15 protein-coding genes are annotated in these 18,185 nt (G+C 43.4%); 6 read left to right on the forward strand and 9 right to left on the reverse strand.

The features are described from left to right. Positions 1-265 precede the first annotated feature (265 nt). The 4 genes from AM228_RS14985 to AM228_RS35285 all read right to left on the reverse strand — a co-directional run bounded on the left by AM228_RS14985 (position 266) and on the right by AM228_RS35285 (position 11,052). Positions 266-2,044, reverse strand: a complete 1,779-nt coding sequence (locus tag AM228_RS14985) for a bifunctional diguanylate cyclase/phosphodiesterase (RefSeq protein ID WP_231636806.1) — start codon at positions 2,042-2,044, stop codon at positions 266-268. A gap of 159 nt (positions 2,045-2,203) precedes the next feature. Continuing rightward, positions 2,204-3,526, reverse strand: a complete 1,323-nt coding sequence (locus AM228_RS14990) for an EAL domain-containing response regulator (protein WP_054466911.1) — start codon at positions 3,524-3,526, stop codon at positions 2,204-2,206. Positions 3,527-3,763: 237 nt separating this feature from the next. Then, positions 3,764-8,551: a PAS domain S-box protein gene (locus tag AM228_RS14995; protein WP_054466912.1), complete on the reverse strand. Its 4,788-nt coding sequence runs from the start codon at positions 8,549-8,551 to the stop codon at positions 3,764-3,766. A 140-nt stretch (positions 8,552-8,691) separates the two neighbouring features. After that, positions 8,692-11,052: a glycosyltransferase gene (locus AM228_RS35285; protein WP_072160783.1), complete on the reverse strand. Its 2,361-nt coding sequence runs from the start codon at positions 11,050-11,052 to the stop codon at positions 8,692-8,694. A 357-nt stretch (positions 11,053-11,409) separates the two neighbouring features. Here AM228_RS35285 and AM228_RS15005 point away from each other — a divergent pair, with 357 nt between their 5' ends. From AM228_RS15005 to AM228_RS34275, 4 genes are all read left to right on the forward strand, one after another. After that, positions 11,410-12,333 carry a COP23 domain-containing protein gene (locus tag AM228_RS15005; RefSeq protein ID WP_082348887.1) on the forward strand — a complete coding sequence of 308 codons (924 nt, stop codon included), beginning with the start codon at positions 11,410-11,412 and terminating at the stop codon, positions 12,331-12,333. Between the two features lie 61 nt (positions 12,334-12,394). After that, positions 12,395-12,580, forward strand: a complete 186-nt coding sequence (locus AM228_RS15010) for a hypothetical protein (RefSeq protein WP_054466914.1) — start codon at positions 12,395-12,397, stop codon at positions 12,578-12,580. A 153-nt stretch (positions 12,581-12,733) separates the two neighbouring features. Continuing rightward, entirely contained in the window at positions 12,734-13,054 is a 321-nt protein-coding gene (locus AM228_RS15015; protein ID WP_054466915.1) for a 2Fe-2S iron-sulfur cluster-binding protein, read from the forward strand. Positions 13,055-13,149: 95 nt separating this feature from the next. Next, positions 13,150-13,326 carry a hypothetical protein gene (locus tag AM228_RS34275; protein WP_190879235.1) on the forward strand — a complete coding sequence of 59 codons (177 nt, stop codon included), beginning with the start codon at positions 13,150-13,152 and terminating at the stop codon, positions 13,324-13,326. A 52-nt stretch (positions 13,327-13,378) separates the two neighbouring features. Here the strand turns inward: AM228_RS34275 and AM228_RS31015 are convergent, their stop codons facing one another. Next, the gene (locus AM228_RS31015; protein ID WP_231636807.1) at positions 13,379-13,597 is read right to left on the reverse strand and encodes a hypothetical protein; all 219 of its coding nucleotides are present in this window, start codon (positions 13,595-13,597) and stop codon (positions 13,379-13,381) included. A 61-nt stretch (positions 13,598-13,658) separates the two neighbouring features. On the opposite strand from AM228_RS31015, the gene AM228_RS15025 reads away from it, so the two are divergent. Both AM228_RS15025 and AM228_RS15030 read left to right on the forward strand, forming a co-directional pair. Further along, complete coding sequence (locus AM228_RS15025; protein WP_054466916.1) at positions 13,659-14,783, forward strand: DUF3326 domain-containing protein; 1,125 nt, start codon at positions 13,659-13,661, stop codon at positions 14,781-14,783. A 137-nt stretch (positions 14,784-14,920) separates the two neighbouring features. Next, entirely contained in the window at positions 14,921-15,517 is a 597-nt protein-coding gene (locus AM228_RS15030) for a CPBP family intramembrane glutamic endopeptidase (protein ID WP_054466917.1), read from the forward strand. Positions 15,518-15,598: 81 nt separating this feature from the next. Here the strand turns inward: AM228_RS15030 and AM228_RS32760 are convergent, their stop codons facing one another. The 4 genes from AM228_RS32760 to AM228_RS15045 all read right to left on the reverse strand — a co-directional run bounded on the left by AM228_RS32760 (position 15,599) and on the right by AM228_RS15045 (position 18,152). Further along, positions 15,599-15,739, reverse strand: a complete 141-nt coding sequence (locus AM228_RS32760) for a hypothetical protein (protein WP_156331811.1) — start codon at positions 15,737-15,739, stop codon at positions 15,599-15,601. Between the two features lie 268 nt (positions 15,740-16,007). Beyond that, the gene (locus AM228_RS15035; RefSeq protein ID WP_054466918.1) at positions 16,008-16,784 is read right to left on the reverse strand and encodes an SDR family oxidoreductase; all 777 of its coding nucleotides are present in this window, start codon (positions 16,782-16,784) and stop codon (positions 16,008-16,010) included. A 337-nt stretch (positions 16,785-17,121) separates the two neighbouring features. Continuing rightward, entirely contained in the window at positions 17,122-17,418 is a 297-nt protein-coding gene (locus AM228_RS15040) for an NUDIX domain-containing protein (RefSeq protein WP_054466919.1), read from the reverse strand. 65 nt (positions 17,419-17,483) lie between these two features. Beyond that, positions 17,484-18,152: a glycosyltransferase family 2 protein gene (locus AM228_RS15045; protein WP_054466920.1), complete on the reverse strand. Its 669-nt coding sequence runs from the start codon at positions 18,150-18,152 to the stop codon at positions 17,484-17,486. Between the last annotated feature and the right edge of the window lie 33 nt (positions 18,153-18,185).

The raw sequence follows: 18,185 nt of genomic DNA on the forward strand, positions 1-18,185 counted from the left end.
TCAGATTCCCCTCTCCCATGGGCAGCCGTCGGTTGGGGGTGAGGGCTTATTTCTCCATTGATTGAGTAGGATTGCTATATTGGCTTATTGTTTGTCTAATATTGGCTTATTGTTTGGCTATTGTTTGCCTATTGTTTGCCAAGTAAAAGTTGTTGATTATTGGTTATTGGTCTTGTAAAAGAGAAAGTATGCTGCTGCCGGAGAAAGGATTTTCGGGTAAGTCAACAAGAACTAATAACCAATAGCAAAGTGTCAGGACAGTAAGTCAAAAGAATTTTAATAATTCGGCGGGAGCCAAAGAAATGTTTTGTTGAATTTCATCACATTTATGTTTATTTAAGGTTTTAATTTGAGCTTCGGTTTCTACGCCATTGGCGATCGGCTTTAATTTCATGCCGCGAGCAATTTGCAGCAAGGCAGAGATCGCCGGTTCGTTTTGCGGCAAATTACGCACCAAACCACTATCTAACTTTAAATTATCTAAGGCTAATAATCCCAGATCGGCAAAAGGACCCGAACTATGGATTAAACCAAAATCGGTAATGGTGGTTTGAATTCCCATCCGTTGCAGCCCTAATAATTTCGAGGCAACCTGATTTAAATTAGTGGCATGAGTAATGATGTCAGCCGAGATTTCTAATTCCAAATAGCTTGGGTCTAATGAAACGGCTTCGATCCGCTGGGCGATCGTATCCAACAAAGACGGGGACATGAACAATTGTAAGGGCAAATTCACCGCCATTCGCAGTTTTTTCCGAGATTGTTGCCACTGTTTGGCTTGCTCGCAAGCGACAGATAGTACCCATTCAGCGATCGCCTGTCTCAGTCCAGTTTTATCTGCCAGGGTCGCAATATTTCTTGGAGAAACCACAGTTCCCGTTGGATCCTGCCAATATACTACCGCCTCGGCTCCGACAATTTTTCTCGTTCTAATATTAATTCGGGGCTGGTAAAACACTTTGAGCATTTTACGCTGCCATGCGGTTTGAAAATATCCCGCCATTTGCAAATCCTTAGGGGTATCTACCCCAAACAAAGGCCGAACATAAATTTTACAACGGTTGCCCCCTTCTTTCTTTGCTTGACTCATGGCCATACTCGCTTGTTGCCGTAGGGTCTCCAGAGTGCTGGATTCGGGATAAAAGGAAATACCAATCGTACCAGTAACCGGAATCATTTTATGGTTCACGTTGTATGGCTGGGCGATTATTTTTAAAAGGTTTTCCGCCAGAACCAATGCTTGATCCTCGTGGCTGACCGGAGCAAGGATTAGGGCAAATTCATCTCCGGGCAAACGCACGACTCCCACCGCTTCAAAGGTCTGGATAAAATCTGTCAATCTTTGAGCTAGAGTTTTTAAGATTAAATCCCCATTTTCATAGCCAATCGTATCATTAATCTGAGTAAAGCGATCTAGACCTAAAAGCAGAAATGGGATTAGGGTTTGTTGGCTGCTATGCGGGCTGTTATTATCGACTTGGCCTTGCTGGAGTGCCTGCTGGAAATAATCCCCTAAAACTAACTGATTTGGTAAGCCAGTCAGACTATCAAACTGTTCTAATTGTTCCAGTTTTTGCGAGACTTCCGCCAGTTTTTGATTTTGCTGGGCAACTCGCGCTAAACGAGCATTAACCGCATCCATTAGTTCATCGCGAGTAAAGGGTTTGGTCAGATAATCATCCGCCCCCAAATTCATCCCTTGGCGCATATCTCCTTTGGTGGCTTTGGCGGTGAGAAAGATCACCGGAATATGTTGAGTAACTGGGTCATTTCTTAAGCGGGTGATCGTCCCGTAGCCATCCAATGCTGGCATCATCACATCGCAAATAATTAAATCTGGCAGTTCTGCTACTGCCAGTTTCACCCCCACTTGACCATTGTTGGCTTCTATTATTGCGAAATCCTCGGCATCGAGGATTTCTACAATGATTTCTCGGATATGGTCTTCATCTTCAATTACCAAGATTTTGCTTGTTTGGCTCATATTTTGGCTCATATTTTGGCTCATATTTTGGCTCATATTTTGGCTCATATTTTGGCTCATAGTCATCTTACATGGTTTGGTCTGAGACGGTTAACCCAAAAATCTAACCCAGGCTGAGATTTTTCTGAGGAATGAATCCTCATTCAGGAGCCTGTGCGGTCTTCGGGAAACCCCAAGTAGAGCAACTGGCGTGCAAACCCTTAAGAAACCGGGTTTGTCTCAGAAACCCGGTTTCTGGTACTCCTGAAGTAAAGCCTCTATTTCTGATACAGGTAAAGGCGGACTGAACAGGTAGCCTTGGAATTCATCACAGTGCAGTTCTTTGAGAATACTGAGTTCGGCTTCGGTTTCTACTCCTTCTGCCAATACTTTTAGATTTAACGTATGCCCCAGTTCAATCATTAACTGAACCATCGCCTGTTTTTTAGGATGCTTGTCCAGTTGGTGCAAAAAAGAGCGATCTATTTTTAATGTATCAAAATCAAAGTTGTTCAAATAGCTTAACGATGAATATCCTGTGCCAAAGTCATCAATACCAATTTGCACACCCATATTTTTAATTTGCTTAAAAATCTGGGTTGCCAGTTCTATGTTTTGAACAACCATACTTTCAGTAAGTTCTAGTTCTAAATATTGAGGAGACAACCCGGTATCCCCGATAATTTCTAGTAGTCTAGAACCAAAATCTGATTGCTGCAATTGTTTGGCTGAGATATTCGCGGCAACTCGCCGTAAAGAGTAACCCATGTTATGCCATTTTTTGGCGTCTTTACATACGGTTTTGAGTACCCAGTCCCCCAGGGGTATAATTAAGCCTTTTGCTTCCGCTATGGGAATAAATTCAACAGGATAAATCATGCCTTTTTTATGATGCTGCCACCGTAGCAATGCTTCTAATCCGATAATTTGTCCAGTGCGGATATCAACTTGAGGTTGATAGTATAGCTGAAATTCTTCTCGTTCTAAAGCTTGAGTTATTTCGCCAGTCATGGTGATAATTTTGTCAGCGGTCATTATCACTTGTTCAAACCGGCCTTGCCACCCCTGGGTGGGAGTAAAAATCTGTTCTGAATCAGCATAAAATAATTTATTTAATCTCTCTTCTAATTCATGCAGTTTATCCTCTATTTGATCGATTCTTTGATCGTAGTAATGTTGTCGGTATGCTTGTTTTTTCAGCCGAGTTTTTACAGCGGATACTAATTCATCCCTGGTAAAAGGTTTGCTGATATAATCATCGGCGCCGAGTTCCATACCGAAGCGGACATCATTTTTCTGGGCTTTAGCCGAAATGAAAATAAATGGGATGGTGGCTGTTTTTTCGGTTTCCCCTAGCCGTTTTAACACATCATAGCCACTGAGGTTGGGCATCATAATGTCACAGAGTATTAAATCCGGGAGACATTGTTTGGCTAAGGTGATTCCATCATAGCCTTCTTCGGCTTCGATTACTTCAAATTGTTCACATTCTAACATGGTGGTGATGACTTCCCGAATCATAAAGTCATCTTCAATAATTAATATTTTTTGATTTTCTAGCATGATGTTTTGTTAGGAAAATAATGGTTTTGATAGATTGGATGATGGTTGCTACTATATTCCTACTTACTATATTATAGTATTTAACATCCCTACTTACTATCAAAAAAATATTTTTTGAATAATTTTTTGATTATTTTCAATTTAGCCATACATAAACTACCTCGATCGCTATCTATTAATTAGGAATATTTATTTGATTTTGTGTTGAAAATGCCAAATAATGCCAAGCCAAATAAACTAATAAGTGTAAATTGATGGCAAAGTGACAATAAAGGTACTGCCTTTGTCCATTTGACTGTGACAGACGATTTCTCCCTGGTGTAAATCTACGGATTTTTTGACAATAGATAGACCTAAGCCGGTGCCTGGAATGTTGCCGACATTTTGGGCGCGGTGGAATGATTCAAATAAATGCTTTTGGTCTTCTAGGGGAATGCCAATTCCTTGGTCTTGAATTTGCAATTTCACCTGGTCTTTTTGTTTGGTTGATACCTGGAAATTTACGGTACTGCCTTCGGGAGAGTATTTGATGGCATTGGTGAGCAAGTTAATCAGAATATGCCGCAGAAGTTTTTCGTCTAAGTTATAAGTAGCACTGGCTGGTTCACAATTTATGCCGCAACTTAGAGTAATTTGATGTTGTTTGCCGATGCCTAGTTTTAATTCTTCGACTAAGGATTGACAAAATTCCCATATGTTGATTGGCGCTGGGCTTAGTTCTAGTCTGCCGGATTCCATTCGCCCTAATAATAGGACATCATCTAAGAGTCCAGTCATGTGTTTGACGGTGCTGTAAATGCGATCGAGATATTTCATTTTTTTATCTTCGTCCCATTTATGACCGTAGTATTTGAGGATTTCGGCGGCTCCTAAAATTGTGGTTAAGGGGGTGCGGAATTCGTGGGAAGTCATGGTGATAAACCGCGATTTGAGTTCGTTGACTTCTTCGGCTTTGGCGAGGGCTTTGCGAAGTTGTTGTTCGGCTTTTTTGCGATCGCTGATATCTCGGCAAACACAAATTAAGTCGCCATCATCGTTCAGAGTTAAGGAAAGTTCCTGGGGAAAGGTGCTGCCATCGACTCGTTTACCGATCACTTCTCCCTGCCAATGTTTCTGCTGGGTTAAAATGGGGAAAACTTCCCGTTCAATGCGATCGAATTCATCAGGATCGTAAAGGATATGCCAGGTTTGGCCGAGTAAATCCGCTGCACTAGGGAAGCCAAACAATTGGGCATGGGCTTGGTTGAGAAAGACATACCGATTGTTATGCAGAATGCCAATGCCATCAATGGCGGCTTCGATGGCCGCTAACTGTTGCCGCAGAACTTCTTCGGCGGCTTTGCGATCGGTGATATCAATCCGAATGGCCAGATGTTGTAACGGCTTGCCCGCTTCGTTCAAAAAGGGGACGATGGTGGTATCCATCCAGTAAAACCCGCCATCTTTGGAGCGATTTTTGACTTCGCCGCGCCAAATTTGCCCACGGGTAATCGTTGACCACATTTCCTGAAAGAAACTGGGGGGATGATAGCCAGAATTGACAATCCGGTGGGTTTGCCCGATCGCCTCTGATCGCTCGTACTGAGAAATTTCACAGAATTTGTCATTGACATAAGTAATGATCCCCTGGGGATCGGTCATGGTGACAATCGCCATTTCATCTAAAGCCTGCTTCTGGTAGGCTAATTCCTGAAGCGCTTGGTGCAATTGGCCTTGGGTTTTGCGCCGTTCGGTGACATCCCGGAAAATCGCTTGGGCGGCGGCGGGCTTACCCTCCCGATAACGACAGGTGATATCTCCTTCCAAGATCACCGTGCGACCATCTTTGCTAATAAAGGAAAGTTCTACCGCATTATAGCGATCCCGTTGACCACTGCTTAAGGCATCCCACATCTCTCGGCACTGGTCGTGATATTCCGGGGCGATCACATCTAGATAAAAAAGCTGGGGAATTTTTTCCAGGGTATATCCCAAGGTTTCCAGCCATGCTTGATTCACATAGATGAAGTGACCGTTGCTCAGGGCCACGCTTTGAATCAGGTCATTGGTACTATCAAACAAGTCTTGCAATTGCTCTTGGCTATCAGCTAAAGCTTGCAGGGTATTTTGTTGAGAAGCCATCAAATTCCCCTGATAGACCGCAACGGCAACAGACAAGGCCAGTTGTCCGGTAAGCTCTTTTTCAAAATCCGTCCACAGGTGAGGGGCGCGACAATGGTGGGCGATGATAAACCCCCAGAGTTCCTGAACATTCTGGGGTTGATAGATTGGCACGACTAATTTGGCTTGGATTTGCCAAGATTGCAAGAATTCCCGCAGACAAGGCCAGTGTTCCCCATAAGCTTGGTAAACATCCGTGATGGCGACGATGGTTCCATCACGATATCTGTCCTGGCATTCCCGGGGAAAGGTTTCTTCAGGAAATTCTATGTCCAGGAGCTTGGGATACGGCGGTTTCACGGTTTCCGCGACCACCCGCCCAACCCCACTGTCAAATACTTGGTAAATCAGGACCCGATCGCACTGAAGAATTTTTTGGATTTCTTCAACAGTAGTTTGGAGAATTTCTTCTAAACGCAGGGATTGGCGAATTTTTTGGGTAATTTCCCCAAATAAGCTGGATTTAATATATTGCTGCTCCAGTTTCGCTTGGGCTTGTTGCCGTTGGGCAACTTCTGCCAACAGGTTGCGGTTAGTTTCTCTTAACTCCGTGGTGCGCTGTAAAACCTGTTGTTCTAAGTTTTGATTCAGTTGCCGCAGGGCATCCTCCACTTGACGGCGCTGTTGTAGTTCCATTTGGGCTTGCTGGTAAAGTTCTGCCTGTTGAATGGCGATCGCCAACTGCACCGCCAACTCATCCAGCAGTTCCAACTCATCAGTCTGCCAGTGACGGGGAGCAGAACATTGATGGGCAATCAATAAGCCCCACAGGGGATTTGGCGAAATCGTGCCTTGATCTGCCTCGGATAAGAGGGGTTGGGGCGATCGCGTCGGCAACAAAATCGGCACCCCCAGATAGGCTTTCACCTGAAATCGAGTCAATAACTCGTAATGGCAACTGCTTAGGTTTGACCGATCAATATCATCCAAGGCAGTCTTGATCCCTTGTTGATTATGCTGTTTCCCCCCAGACTTAAAAAAAGTATCTTCAATATTCATCCCCAGACTCACCAGCCAACCAGTGGCCACGGACTCGGCAACAATGGTGCCATTTAAATCCGCATCAAACTGATAGACCAGCACGCGATCGCAGTTGAGCAAGTGGCGCACTTGTTCCACGGTAGTGTTGAGGATTTCATCTACATTCAAAGATTGGCGAATTTGCAAAGCGGTTTGATTTAGCAGCCGTTGATATTCAGCAGCGGACTCTAACCGGGCTTCTGCTGAGAGGCGTTCTTCAATTTCTCGTTTCAGCCGTTGATTGCTGGAAACCAGCTTAACCGTGCGTTCCGCTACTCGGTGTTCCAAATCTACCGCCAGTTGTTGCAAAGCTTCTTCAACTTGTTGACGCTGCGTGATTTCCTCTTCCAGTGCTTGATTTTTCTGGGCAAGTTTAGCGGTGTTCCGTTCCAGGGCTTCATTGGCGGCAGCTAACTCTAAATTCTTCCCCTGGATCTCGATCTCGATCTGTTTCCGGCTAATAGAGTATGTAATACTGCGAATCAGCAAATGATCGTTGACTTGTTGCTTAACCAGGTAATCCTGGGCGCCCAGATGGATTAGTTCCAAGGCCAATTCTTCATTGTCCGTACTGGTCAAAACCACAATAGCGGTATTCGGTGCCGACTGTTGGATCGCCTGCAAAGTGTTAACCCCGCGACTGTCCGGCAAGTTCAGATCCAGCAAGATAGCGTCAAAGGTATTTTGCTCCAGACAGCCCAGGGCTTCACCCAGGGTTCCGGCAATGGTCAGTTCTATCCGCCCCTGGGGCGATATTGCATCCGCAACGAGGAGCGATCGCTGCAATTGGCGCTTAACGATCATCCTATAAGTGATATCGTCTTCCAGTAATAGCACCGATGTGAGTTCTCGTCTTTGCCCAGGGCTTTTCTGGACAGTATCCCGCGAGACGGCTGTTTGATGCTTGACAAGAGTTTGAGTTTTGGCAACTGAACCATCGTTTTCTTGAAATTGCAACACAGCTAAAATTTCCGTCAACTCAGCCGGTTCTAGCAGTCGCAAAATCGTCGTTTGCGTCACAATACCTAACAACTCCCCCTGAGAACCCGTAACCACCAACCGGCGAATCGGTTTTTGCTGTAGCACTTGGTTCGCATCAAACAAACTAGCATCTGCACTTACCGTCTGCAACGGCGTACTAATTACCATTTCCGCTGGAGTCGTGGCAAAATCTAGCTTGAGCTTATGAAACTGAACAACATCTCGCTCGGTAATAATGCCCAAGGGAACCTTCAGGCTTTCCGAACCGGGCAAAGGCTGGGAAATCACCACAGAGCTTACCTGATGCTGCACCATTGTCTGGGCTAACTCCAACAACGAAGCGGTTGGCGGGGCTTGGATCACTTCTCGGTTCATCACCTCTCCCACTCGTCGCAACTTAAGCAGTTCTATCTGGCGTAGTCGTTGGCAGATCAAAGTGGTTGAAGTTAAGCCCAGCAAATCCCCAGAATCGTTCACAATCGGTAAATGGCGAATTCGATGCCTTTGAAATTGGCTCAAAATGCTGAAAATATCGCGATAGTCGGATTTTTTCAAGGTAATGGGTTGCTGGGTCATTACTTCTGCAATAGTCACCGCTTCCAGATTGACCCCTTGAACCGCTAACTTAACCAGATCCCGCTCCGTAAATAGACCAATAACCTTGGTTCCCTCTCGCACCAGAACGCAACTGGCTCGGGCTTCCGGGACTCCAGTGGCAGCCAGTACCTCACTGGCTTCGGCGCGTTGCTGGTGCATCAGATTCACCAACTGTATCAGGAGGGTATCTGGTGTTACGGTCAGAGGATAAGGATCGGTAATGGCTTCTAACTTTAAGGAAGCGATACGGGAGTTTGGTAGGTTCATGGTTCTTTGGTCATCCCTGTAATCATCAGCGAAAATCGATAAAAGCCCCCCTTTTTAAGGGAGGTTCGGGGGATCCACCATCCCGGTATGAAAGCAAGAGGTGTGTTTTCTATTTTATCAGATACCCAGTTAATCCCCAATTAATCCCCAGTTAATACATTTAGTAGTCGATCGACTACCCGGTTCCAGGTGAAATGTTCTCCAATAAATTTCTCCGCAAATTTACGGGCATTAATTCTAAATTCTGGATGCGCGATCGCCCATGCCATTTGTTCAATTAAATGATCTAAATTTGGCACCAGTAAAAATACGGTTTCCTCACCAACGTTGATTGGTTGAAGGTGACTGCTAATTCCTAATGCAAATTCAGGCCGAGTAAAATCATCGGTCGGGCCTCCCTGAGTACATAAGACTGGCAAACCACAAGCAGCGGCCTCCAAAACTGGCAAATTAAAGCCTTCCGCTAAATAAGGAGAAAGATAAATATCCGCCGCTTGATAGAGTCGAATCATTTCGGAAATCGAGAGAGTTTTGTCAATATAAGCCAACCGAGATTCAACTTTTGCCGCTTCAGCTTCGGTGAGTACAGCTTTGGCAGAGTCAGTAAAAAATTGCCTAGATGCAAATAAGCTATCTGCCCCTTTTAAGACTAGCCTTGCTTGAGGATACTTGTCAACCACTGTGGCAAAGGCTTTTAACAAGAGTCTAATGCCTTTATTGTCCGATAAAATACCGATATTCAAAAACACAAATTTATCCGCAATGCTTAATTGCTGCCGTAAAGCCTTTCGTTGATCTTCTGGTAGTGGTTTATACAAATTATTATCTACCCCGTGGGGAACGACTACAACTCGGTTTGCCTCAACTCCACTGCGTAAAAAACCTTGTCTTGACCAATGAGATGGGGTAATAATTGTTACATCAGAATTTTCTAATGCTTCTGTGATAGAATTAGCACAAATTCCTGATAACATGGATTTGGTGACAATGCCTGCTTCCGTGGTACAAAATACACAGGTTTTTTTGGCGTTGCCCGGTTTTAAATTATAGGGAATGGCTATCCGCAAAATCGCGTCCACGGTTTCTGGGGGCGGTGGAGGAATTTGCTGTATTTTTTGGGCGGCAACAGGTTCAAATAATTCGGCAACAGGTTGCCAGTGGGAACGTAAGTAAGGAATATCCCGGTGGAATATTTCTACTTCTGGGCGATCGCACATTTCTAAAAGTTGAAACTGGTTGACCATTGCATAAGAATGGGGAATATTTCTCCATCCTTCTACTAATATTTTATACTTTTTATATTGGGGTGTGGCGGGTGAGGCAGAGGGGCAGAGGGGATGCGGTGAAATTTCATCCGTTAACACTGGCAATAATTTATCAATAGTGTCTTGCCAAGTGAAGCGACTATGTACCCATTTTGGCCCAGCTTTTCTGGCGCGATCGCATTCTGCATTGCGATCAATAATTTCCGTCATTAATGTAATTAAGTGATCGATATTTGGCTCTAGATAAAATACTGTATTTTCTTCCATGTTCACCGACTTTACCTGACTGGAAATACCCCAATTAAAATCAGGATGAGTGAAATCATCCGTTGACCCACCTTGGGTACAAATCACCGGCAAGCCACAAGCGGCAGCTTCCAAAACCGGCAAATTAAAACCTTCCGCTAAATAAGGAGAAACATAGACATCAGCAGCCTGATAAAGTTCTGCCATTTGCTTAGAAGAAAGATTTTCCCCCTGATACATCACTCGCGGCTTTATTTGTTCAAATTCCCTTGCGGTTAAAACATTTTTTGCCTGAAACAGTTCCTGACGGGAAGGAAAAATATAATCGCGCCCTTTTAACACTAATCTAGCTTCTGGATGGCCATTTACCACTTGAGCAAATGCTTTTAATAATCCATCAATTCCTTGGCGTTTATTCCACATCACCCCACTATTAAAGAAAATAAAATAGTCATCCCACCCTAATTTTTTTCTGAGTTGACGGCGTTCTTCTAAAGGTAATGGTTTATAAATATTTGGCTCGACCCCCAGGGGTACAACCACTACCCGGTCTGGGTCAGCCCCACTATAGATAAAACCATCTCTTGACCAATGAGAAGAAGTAACAATCGTCGTATTAGAATTAGCATGAGCTTGTGAGAAAGATGCTACTTTCATTCCCTTGAGAATACTCGGAGGCACCATACCCCATTCGGTGCAGCCAAACATTACAGTCCTTGGGGTTTTTGCGGATGCGAGGTTAAACGGACAGTAGATCCGAAAAGTAACATCTGCCTCAAAGTTTTCTGGGGGATTGGGCAGTGAATTTAAGATTCTTTCTGCGGCAGGGTCTAATAATCCTTTTACAGGTTTCCAGCTATCCTGTAGGAAGGGCATATCTCGATGAAAAATTTTCAACTCCGGTCGTTTCAACATTTCCAAAAGTTGAAAATGATTCGCGATCGCATAAGAATGAGGAATAAAGCGCCAGCCTTCAACAATTATTTGCATGGGTTTAGAGGAAGCTACGTATATTGTTATTATGGGTTATATTCGCGCAGGTATGTTGACAAATTTAATCAATAAATAAACCTGGAAATACACAAAGGGTTGTTCAAACTTCCTTTCTAGCCCTGCTCCCCGCGCGAAGCGCCATAATAGGGGAAGCGGGGGAAGCGGGGGAAACGGGGGAAGCGGGGCAAGCGGGGCAAGCGGGGCAAGCAGGGCAAGCAGGGCAAGCAGGGCAAGCAGGGGAATTCGTAGGAGAGAGAAATTTCCGTTTACCAGATGATTTCCTATTCTCTTTTTTTACTAATCATATTTAATATCTGAAGCTAAATATATGCCCAAAACAAAAGCCCACCGGCAATGCGAGGCAACCGATACCCCTGGGCGCGATCGCCACCGGGATTTTTTCTTAAAGATTTGTTACATCCTGGGGTGATAAGTATATACACCTTAAAGGAAAAAGATAAAATAAGAATAGATCGACTGGAAAGTCAGGGGATGTTAACTATGAATTTAAAACAAATCTTTTTATTTATAATTGGAGGAATGATTGCGGTTCAAATTACCCAAATAAACTTTATCTCTAATGCCAAAACTACACTGCCATCACGCACGTTTTTAGCCCAAGAAACTACTCCAAACAGTGAGAGCAATCCCAGCCAGAATCAACCGCAAGAAACTGGTCGCAGTCGCCGTCGGGACGTGAGATATCGGTTTGAATGCAACAGCGGCAACCAAACCATTCTGGCATTATATAAAGGAACCCGCAGCCGCAGCAGTAGCAGGGTTTCTTGGCATCGGGCTGGAGAACGCCAACTAATTCAATGGACTGAAGAAGGCGCCCAAGAGTTTGGCGGAAATTTGACCGCTTCAGACCGTTGCCGCGCTGTGACAACGAGGTTTAATCAGCATTTTTTGCGGCAAAGCACTCAACCGACCGTACCCCCATTAAGTGAAGGAGTGGTGCATGGAATGCCGGTAATTTGTGCCGCTGAGTCCGGTGAGTGTAATCCTAATAATATTTTGTGGACATTAAAGCCAGAAAATCGCGATACTAATGGCCGAATTATTGCTCAACTTTTAAGTGCTTTAAAAGGAGAAGCGGGGACGGGTTTAATTTTAGAAAGTGAGGATGATTTAGAAATTACTTCAATTCCGATGGATAGTTTGATTGATGGGATTATTATGCAGGAAAGCGATCGCCTAGATGCCTTAGAATTCAGTCCTGATGAAATTGACCTTGACGATGAATTTGGCGAAGATCGGGTGATATTGGCGGATTAATTTTAAATATCCGATTTGAAATCCCGCGATCGCCGATTAGTCAAATTTTAGTCAAATTCAGTTGAAACGGCAGAAAATCGCCGCAATTTCTAGTCCGGTTGCCGGTATGCGCCCCCAGGTGGGCAAGTTTTTCGGTGAGGGCGATTTATCTATAGTCTTAGTCTTTAGTCTTAGTCTTTTGACTGTCACCGGGATTCCCCGATGGATTGCTTACGGAAGCCAAGCTACAGAATTTAGGGCGATCTAGGGGCGATCGCCCCTAGATCGCCTCTATTTCATTTCAGTCAAGGCAATTGATCAATTTCTCCTGACTTGTCGCGGTAATGCATAAGTCCTGTCTCATAAAAGGTAAAATGAGCAAGTTATAAATTTATCGTTAGCTTCAGCAAGCGCGAGGAGTATGGCTAAAACTTATACCGTTGAAATTCACCATCAAGGTGAAACCCACACTTTAACAGTGGCAGAAGATCAAAAAATTATAGAAGTGGCTGAGGCATCAGGACTCCACTTGCCTAATTCATGTAATGCCGGGGTTTGCACCACTTGTGCGGGCAAGATTATCGGTGAAGGCTCTGTAGAACAGTCCGAGGGCATGGGCTTGAGTCCAGAACTGCAAAAAGAAGGCTATGTGTTACTTTGCGTCGCCTATCCGCGATCGGATCTGAAGATTGAAACCGAGAAAGAAGACGAAGTTTACGATCGCCAATTTGGGCGGGAGTAATTTCCCCAATCTTTTCTCAGATCAAATCTCCCATCGTCACGAGCGCAGAAAATTGCTCACTTGAATTTTACCAGAAACCAGAAACAAAAAATCCCATGACCACACATTTTATTACCGCAGAAATTGACCTTCAAGAGTCTCCCGTAAAATTACAACAAGAAATTGAAGCAGAACTGGAAAAACGAGGCAAACCCTTGCGTTGGGCTGTCACTTCCGTGGACAAAGAACAACAAAAAGTTCAGGTAGAAGCAGTAGTGACGGTTGATGGTTAATGGTTAATAGTTAATGGTTAATAGTTAATAGTTAATGGTTAATGGTTAATAGTTAATGGTTGATGGTTAATGGTTGATGGTTAATGGTTAATGGTTGATGATTGATGGTTGCCAGTTGCCCGGTTTTTCGTTGACAGTTAACCAGCAACGACCAACCAATAACGACCAACCAATAACGACCAACCAATAACGACCAACCAATAACGACCAACCAATAACGACCAACCAATAACGACCAACCAATAACGACCAACCAATAACGACCAACCAATAACGACCAACCAATAACGAATAACCAATAACGAATAACTATTAACCAATAACGAATAACTATGATTCAGCGTCCTTACACAGTTGTTTTAATTGTACCGACGGGAGTCGGGGCGGCAATTGGTGGCTATGCAGGAGATGCTTTGCCCGTGGCACGGGCGATCGCCCAAGTAGCCGATCGCCTGATTACCCATCCCAATGTCCTGAATGGGGCGCAGTTATACTGGCCAATGGCCAATAGCTTCTATGTAGAAGGGTACGGACTGGATCAATTTGCGGCGATGAATTGGGGATTACGACCCGTACACAAAAATCGGATCGGCCTGATTTTGGATGCGGCCATTGAATCGGATCTGCGTTGGCGGCAGTTGCAAGCGGCAGATGCCACCAAAGCCACCTTGGGACTCGATCTCACCGATTATGTAGTCACCGATCGCCCCTTAAATGTGGAACTACGCACGGTTCCTGGGGGGGCAAGTTGGGGGACGATTGGCAATCCAGACAGCTTATTGCGGGCGGCAGCGGCTTTAATCACCAAAGCAGGGGCCTCTGCGATCGCCGTGGTAGCCAGGTTTCCCGACGATCATGATTCCCCGGCACTGCAACAGTATCGGCAAGGTTCCGGCATTGACCCCATTGCCGGTGCGGAAGCGGTGATCAGTCATCTGATCGTGCGTCACTTTCACATCCCTTGCGCTCACGCCCCAGCCCTGTCACCCCTGCCTCTAGATCCGCAAATATCCCCCCGTGCGGCGGCGGAAGAGTTAGGTTATACTTTCTTACCTTGTGTCTTAGCGGGGTTAAGTCGATCGCCTCAATTCATTACCTCCACTCCCGGAAGGGGCAGAGGGGCAGAGGGGCAGAGTTCCTCTTTTCTCTCTTCTCTCTCCTCTCTCCTTCCGAAGGGGGCAGATATTTGGGCAGACCAAGTAGATGCGGTGGTGATTCCGGCAACCGCTGCCGGTGGCGGTGCGGTTTTAAGTTTCAGCCAATATCCATCGGTGCAAATCATTGCCGTTGGGGAAAATAGCACCCTGATGCAAGTAACACCAGAAGCAGTGGGCATTAACGCTGTAACAGTCAACTCTTATTTAGAAGCATTAGGGGTATTAGTAGCTCATCGGGCCGGAATTAGTGCCTCAGCCCTACGCCCGCAGATTTCTTCCCTCCGTTGTCTTGAGTGGTAGAAACCGGGTTTCTCCGCTAAGTTGATGGAAAAAAGCCAGGATTCATTAAAGAAACCCGGTTTCTGGGTCAAGTTGACCCCTCCAGACCGAAGAATCAGATAATTGTCTCTATTTTGCAAATATAAAAATAAAGATTTGTGTCAGAACAAGAACCCAAAGATTTAGGAATAGAACCCCTCACCCGACCCCAGGTTTTGGTGGCGATCGCTGTAACCGCGCTGGTTTTACTGGCGATCGCTAAACTGTGGCTCTATTTAAGCTCAGTGCAACAAATCCCCTTAACCTGGAACCCGATCGCCTTACCGATCGGCCTAGGTGTGGGGTTGGCAATTACTTTAGCCAGCGCAATCGTCTATCGACTATGGCCCGCATATCGCCGCAGTGCAGACACCTATTTAGAATTAATCCTCAAACCTTTAGTTTGGCCAGATTTAATTTGGCTGGGATTACTGCCCGGAATGAGTGAAGAATTATTATTTCGGGGCATTATGTTACCAGCATTTGGCTTAAATGCGATCGGGCTGATGTTTTCTAGTGTATTTTTTGGCGTTTTACATCTCAGCGGTCGAGAACAATGGCCCTATATGTTGTGGGCTATCTTTGTCGGCGCTGTTTTAGGTGCCTGCGCTTTATTGAGTGGCAATTTATTAGTCCCCATTGTAGCTCATGCCAGCGCCAATTGGATTTCTAGTTCTCTGTGGAAAAGTAGAAACCGGGGTTCTAAGTTAAGTTGATGGAAAAAACAATACCTTCGCCAATTGGCAAGGGTTGCAGCTAATCTCCAAGTTGCGCCACGACTCCAAGCTCCACTTTCCCTATGCCGATATGGGAGCAAGGGCAGACCGCGCAAATACGACGAGAGGCTGACCCTGGAGACGTTGACCGATGCAAACCTGAAATCGGATGCGGTTGAAAAGGACATTCAAACCCGCGTCTACCAGGCGCCAGCGTGGCATCGGAACTTCCCCGCGTTACTGAATGAATGTCGTCGTTGTCGTGAAGACTAACCTGAAGACCGGGCGGAGGGAGGGCCAAGGTGCTGCTGTTCAGCGACGACTTGTCCCTAGCTAGCGAGACCCCGATCGAATACTACTCGTTGCGGTGCCAAATCGAGTTTGACTTCAGGGACGCCAAACAATAGCGTCTCCAAAAATTTTCCATAGTATTGTTGATAGGTTTAACAATAGATAATACCGCATGAAATCCTAGTAATGATGTTAGTAATTATGTCTGATATTTATACTTATTGAGGACATCCTTACCCCCTGTAACTTGGATAATACTACCAGTAATAAAATCTGAATATCGATCGCATAAAAAAGCAATCATCCGGGCAATATCTTCTCCTGTTCCAGGACGGCCAATAGGTGTATAATCATCTTTGATTTCTCGCACATCATCAATATTTGCTTCCTTAAAATTAGCAGATATATCACCAGGACAAATCATATTTACAGTTATACCATGTTCAGCCTCTTCTATAGAAAGTGTTTTTGTTAAAGAAACTAATCCTGTTTTTGCAGCAGCAAAAGCGGAACGATATTTCCAACCAGGAGAATTTTCTGCTCTATCAAAACCAATATTAATAATTCTTCCCCAGCGATTTTCTCGCATTGTGGGAATAATTAATTTACTCAGATAGAACACACTATTTAAATTTACTTGAATGACTTTTTCCCATTCCTGTAAATCATAATCTATCATATCCTTGCGCTCAAAAACATAAGTACCTGCATTATTCACCAGAATATTAATTTTTCCAATTTTATCCTGGGCAGTTTTGACTATTTTTTCACATTCACTATAGTAACTCACATCTCCTGGGACAACAATTACTTCCACAGGATAATTATTTTCAATGAATTTTTTTAATTCATTAGCACTTTCTAAGCTAGTAATAAAGTTAACAACAATATTAATACCTTGTTTAGCTAGTTCTATTGCTGTTCTTTTCCCTAAACCTGTAGCACTTCCAGTAATTAGAGCAATATTTTTTTCCAAGAAATAACCTCCTAAATTATCACATAATCAAAATCAAAATCAGATCGCAATAAATAAAATATTGCAGTTTGTTTAGTTATTTGCAAAGAGATGAAGATTGAGTAACTCTAAATAATTAATCGTTAAATCAAATACATCATCACGTAGGACTAAATCCAGGTTGTTGGGTATTTACTGGTAAAGGTAATAACTCAAAACCATCAGTTTCAAAACCTTCTGGTAACTTAGTAAACTTAGAGATTATGCCATAATAAATAGCCTTAATTCTATCTTTACCCTGGTATTCTCTGATAATATATTCTCCTATTTGTTGCACATAATTAATAATTCCTCCTGTTTATTCCCAAGTTTCTCGCAATACAGCTTGTAGAGGTTTTTCTTCTTGATTAATTTTCCCTCCAGGTAATTCCAAACCTCTAGTTTTGTGTTTTGTTTTGTCATCACCAGATAATTTTGGTAAAATCCAAAAACTAATATCCTGTGGATGAGTATAAAATTTAGTAGAATCAAAAGTTAAATCAATTTGATAGCCACTTAAATCAAGAAAAGTCAAGTGTGATATTTTTAGACATTCTGCTGTTTGTTGATAAATATTGTTGTTGCTAAATTTTTCTTTCTGATTTGTTGGGTTCATATCATATTCCTGTGATATTTTAATTTGATTATTTTTAAAATTTGCTATGAAAAATATGGCGATTTTTACAAGTAATTAACTATACGTACTTGTTCTATAAAAGTTTTAGATAGGCTAGTTTCTGCTCTAGTATAAATATACGTTTCTGGTTCCTTGATGTGTTGAGTTTTAAAAACTTTCTCCGCCCGTTCCCAAAAATCTGTATCTTCTGAATAAGCAAGATTATTAAATCCTGATAATTCAAAGAATACATATCTTTTGCCGAAAAATGTGGGACATAAAACACATTCTTTAATACTAATTGTTTTACCAGATTGAAAATAATCACTCACAAAAAACTCTTTTTCTATTTCAAATCCACCTTCAATTAAATCAATTTCTGGATGGGTTTGCATAAATTCCCAACGTGATTCTAAATGATGAGGTTTATAAGTATCATCACTGTCAATGAATGTAATGTATTTGCCAAATGACGCTTGTATTCCCGCATTTCTCGCATAACCAACTTGACGATTTTGGTGTTTAAGATAACGGATATTCCGGTATTCCAGGAGATAGGAGTTAACTACTTCTGTAGTGTTATCTTGGCTACCATCATCAACTATAACCAATTCCCAATCCTGAAAGGTTTGCTCAATAACACTATTAATACAAGTCTTTAAATAATCTGAGCGGTTATATGTGGTAAGAATGACAGAAATTTCTGGTTTTGGGTCAAATTGGATACTGGGCATTGTTTTCAGGAATATCAAGAATACTGCAATAAA

The organism is Planktothricoides sp. SR001, assembly GCF_001276715.1.
GTDB lineage: Bacteria > Cyanobacteriota > Cyanobacteriia > Cyanobacteriales > Laspinemataceae > Planktothricoides > Planktothricoides raciborskii.

What these genes read in the sequence shown, in the direction of transcription:
- AM228_RS14995 (WP_054466912.1), bottom strand. Translation starts at nt 8,551, where the DNA reads ATGAACCTACCAAACTCCCGTATCGCTTCCTTAAAGTTAGAAGCCATT.
- AM228_RS32760 (WP_156331811.1), bottom strand. Translation starts at nt 15,739, where the DNA reads ATGCCACGCTGGCGCCTGGTAGACGCGGGTTTGAATGTCCTTTTCAAC.
- AM228_RS15045 (WP_054466920.1), bottom strand. Translation starts at nt 18,152, where the DNA reads ATGCCCAGTATCCAATTTGACCCAAAACCAGAAATTTCTGTCATTCTT.
- AM228_RS34275 (WP_190879235.1), top strand. Translation starts at nt 13,150, where the DNA reads ATGACCACACATTTTATTACCGCAGAAATTGACCTTCAAGAGTCTCCC.
- AM228_RS15015 (WP_054466915.1), top strand. Translation starts at nt 12,734, where the DNA reads ATGGCTAAAACTTATACCGTTGAAATTCACCATCAAGGTGAAACCCAC.
- AM228_RS15025 (WP_054466916.1), top strand. Translation starts at nt 13,659, where the DNA reads ATGATTCAGCGTCCTTACACAGTTGTTTTAATTGTACCGACGGGAGTC.
- AM228_RS14990 (WP_054466911.1), bottom strand. Translation starts at nt 3,526, where the DNA reads ATGCTAGAAAATCAAAAAATATTAATTATTGAAGATGACTTTATGATT.
- AM228_RS35285 (WP_072160783.1), bottom strand. Translation starts at nt 11,052, where the DNA reads ATGCAAATAATTGTTGAAGGCTGGCGCTTTATTCCTCATTCTTATGCG.
- AM228_RS14985 (WP_231636806.1), bottom strand. Translation starts at nt 2,044, where the DNA reads ATGAGCCAAAATATGAGCCAAAATATGAGCCAAAATATGAGCCAAAAT.
- AM228_RS15005 (WP_082348887.1), top strand. Translation starts at nt 11,410, where the DNA reads ATGCGAGGCAACCGATACCCCTGGGCGCGATCGCCACCGGGATTTTTT.
- AM228_RS15040 (WP_054466919.1), bottom strand. Translation starts at nt 17,418, where the DNA reads ATGAACCCAACAAATCAGAAAGAAAAATTTAGCAACAACAATATTTAT.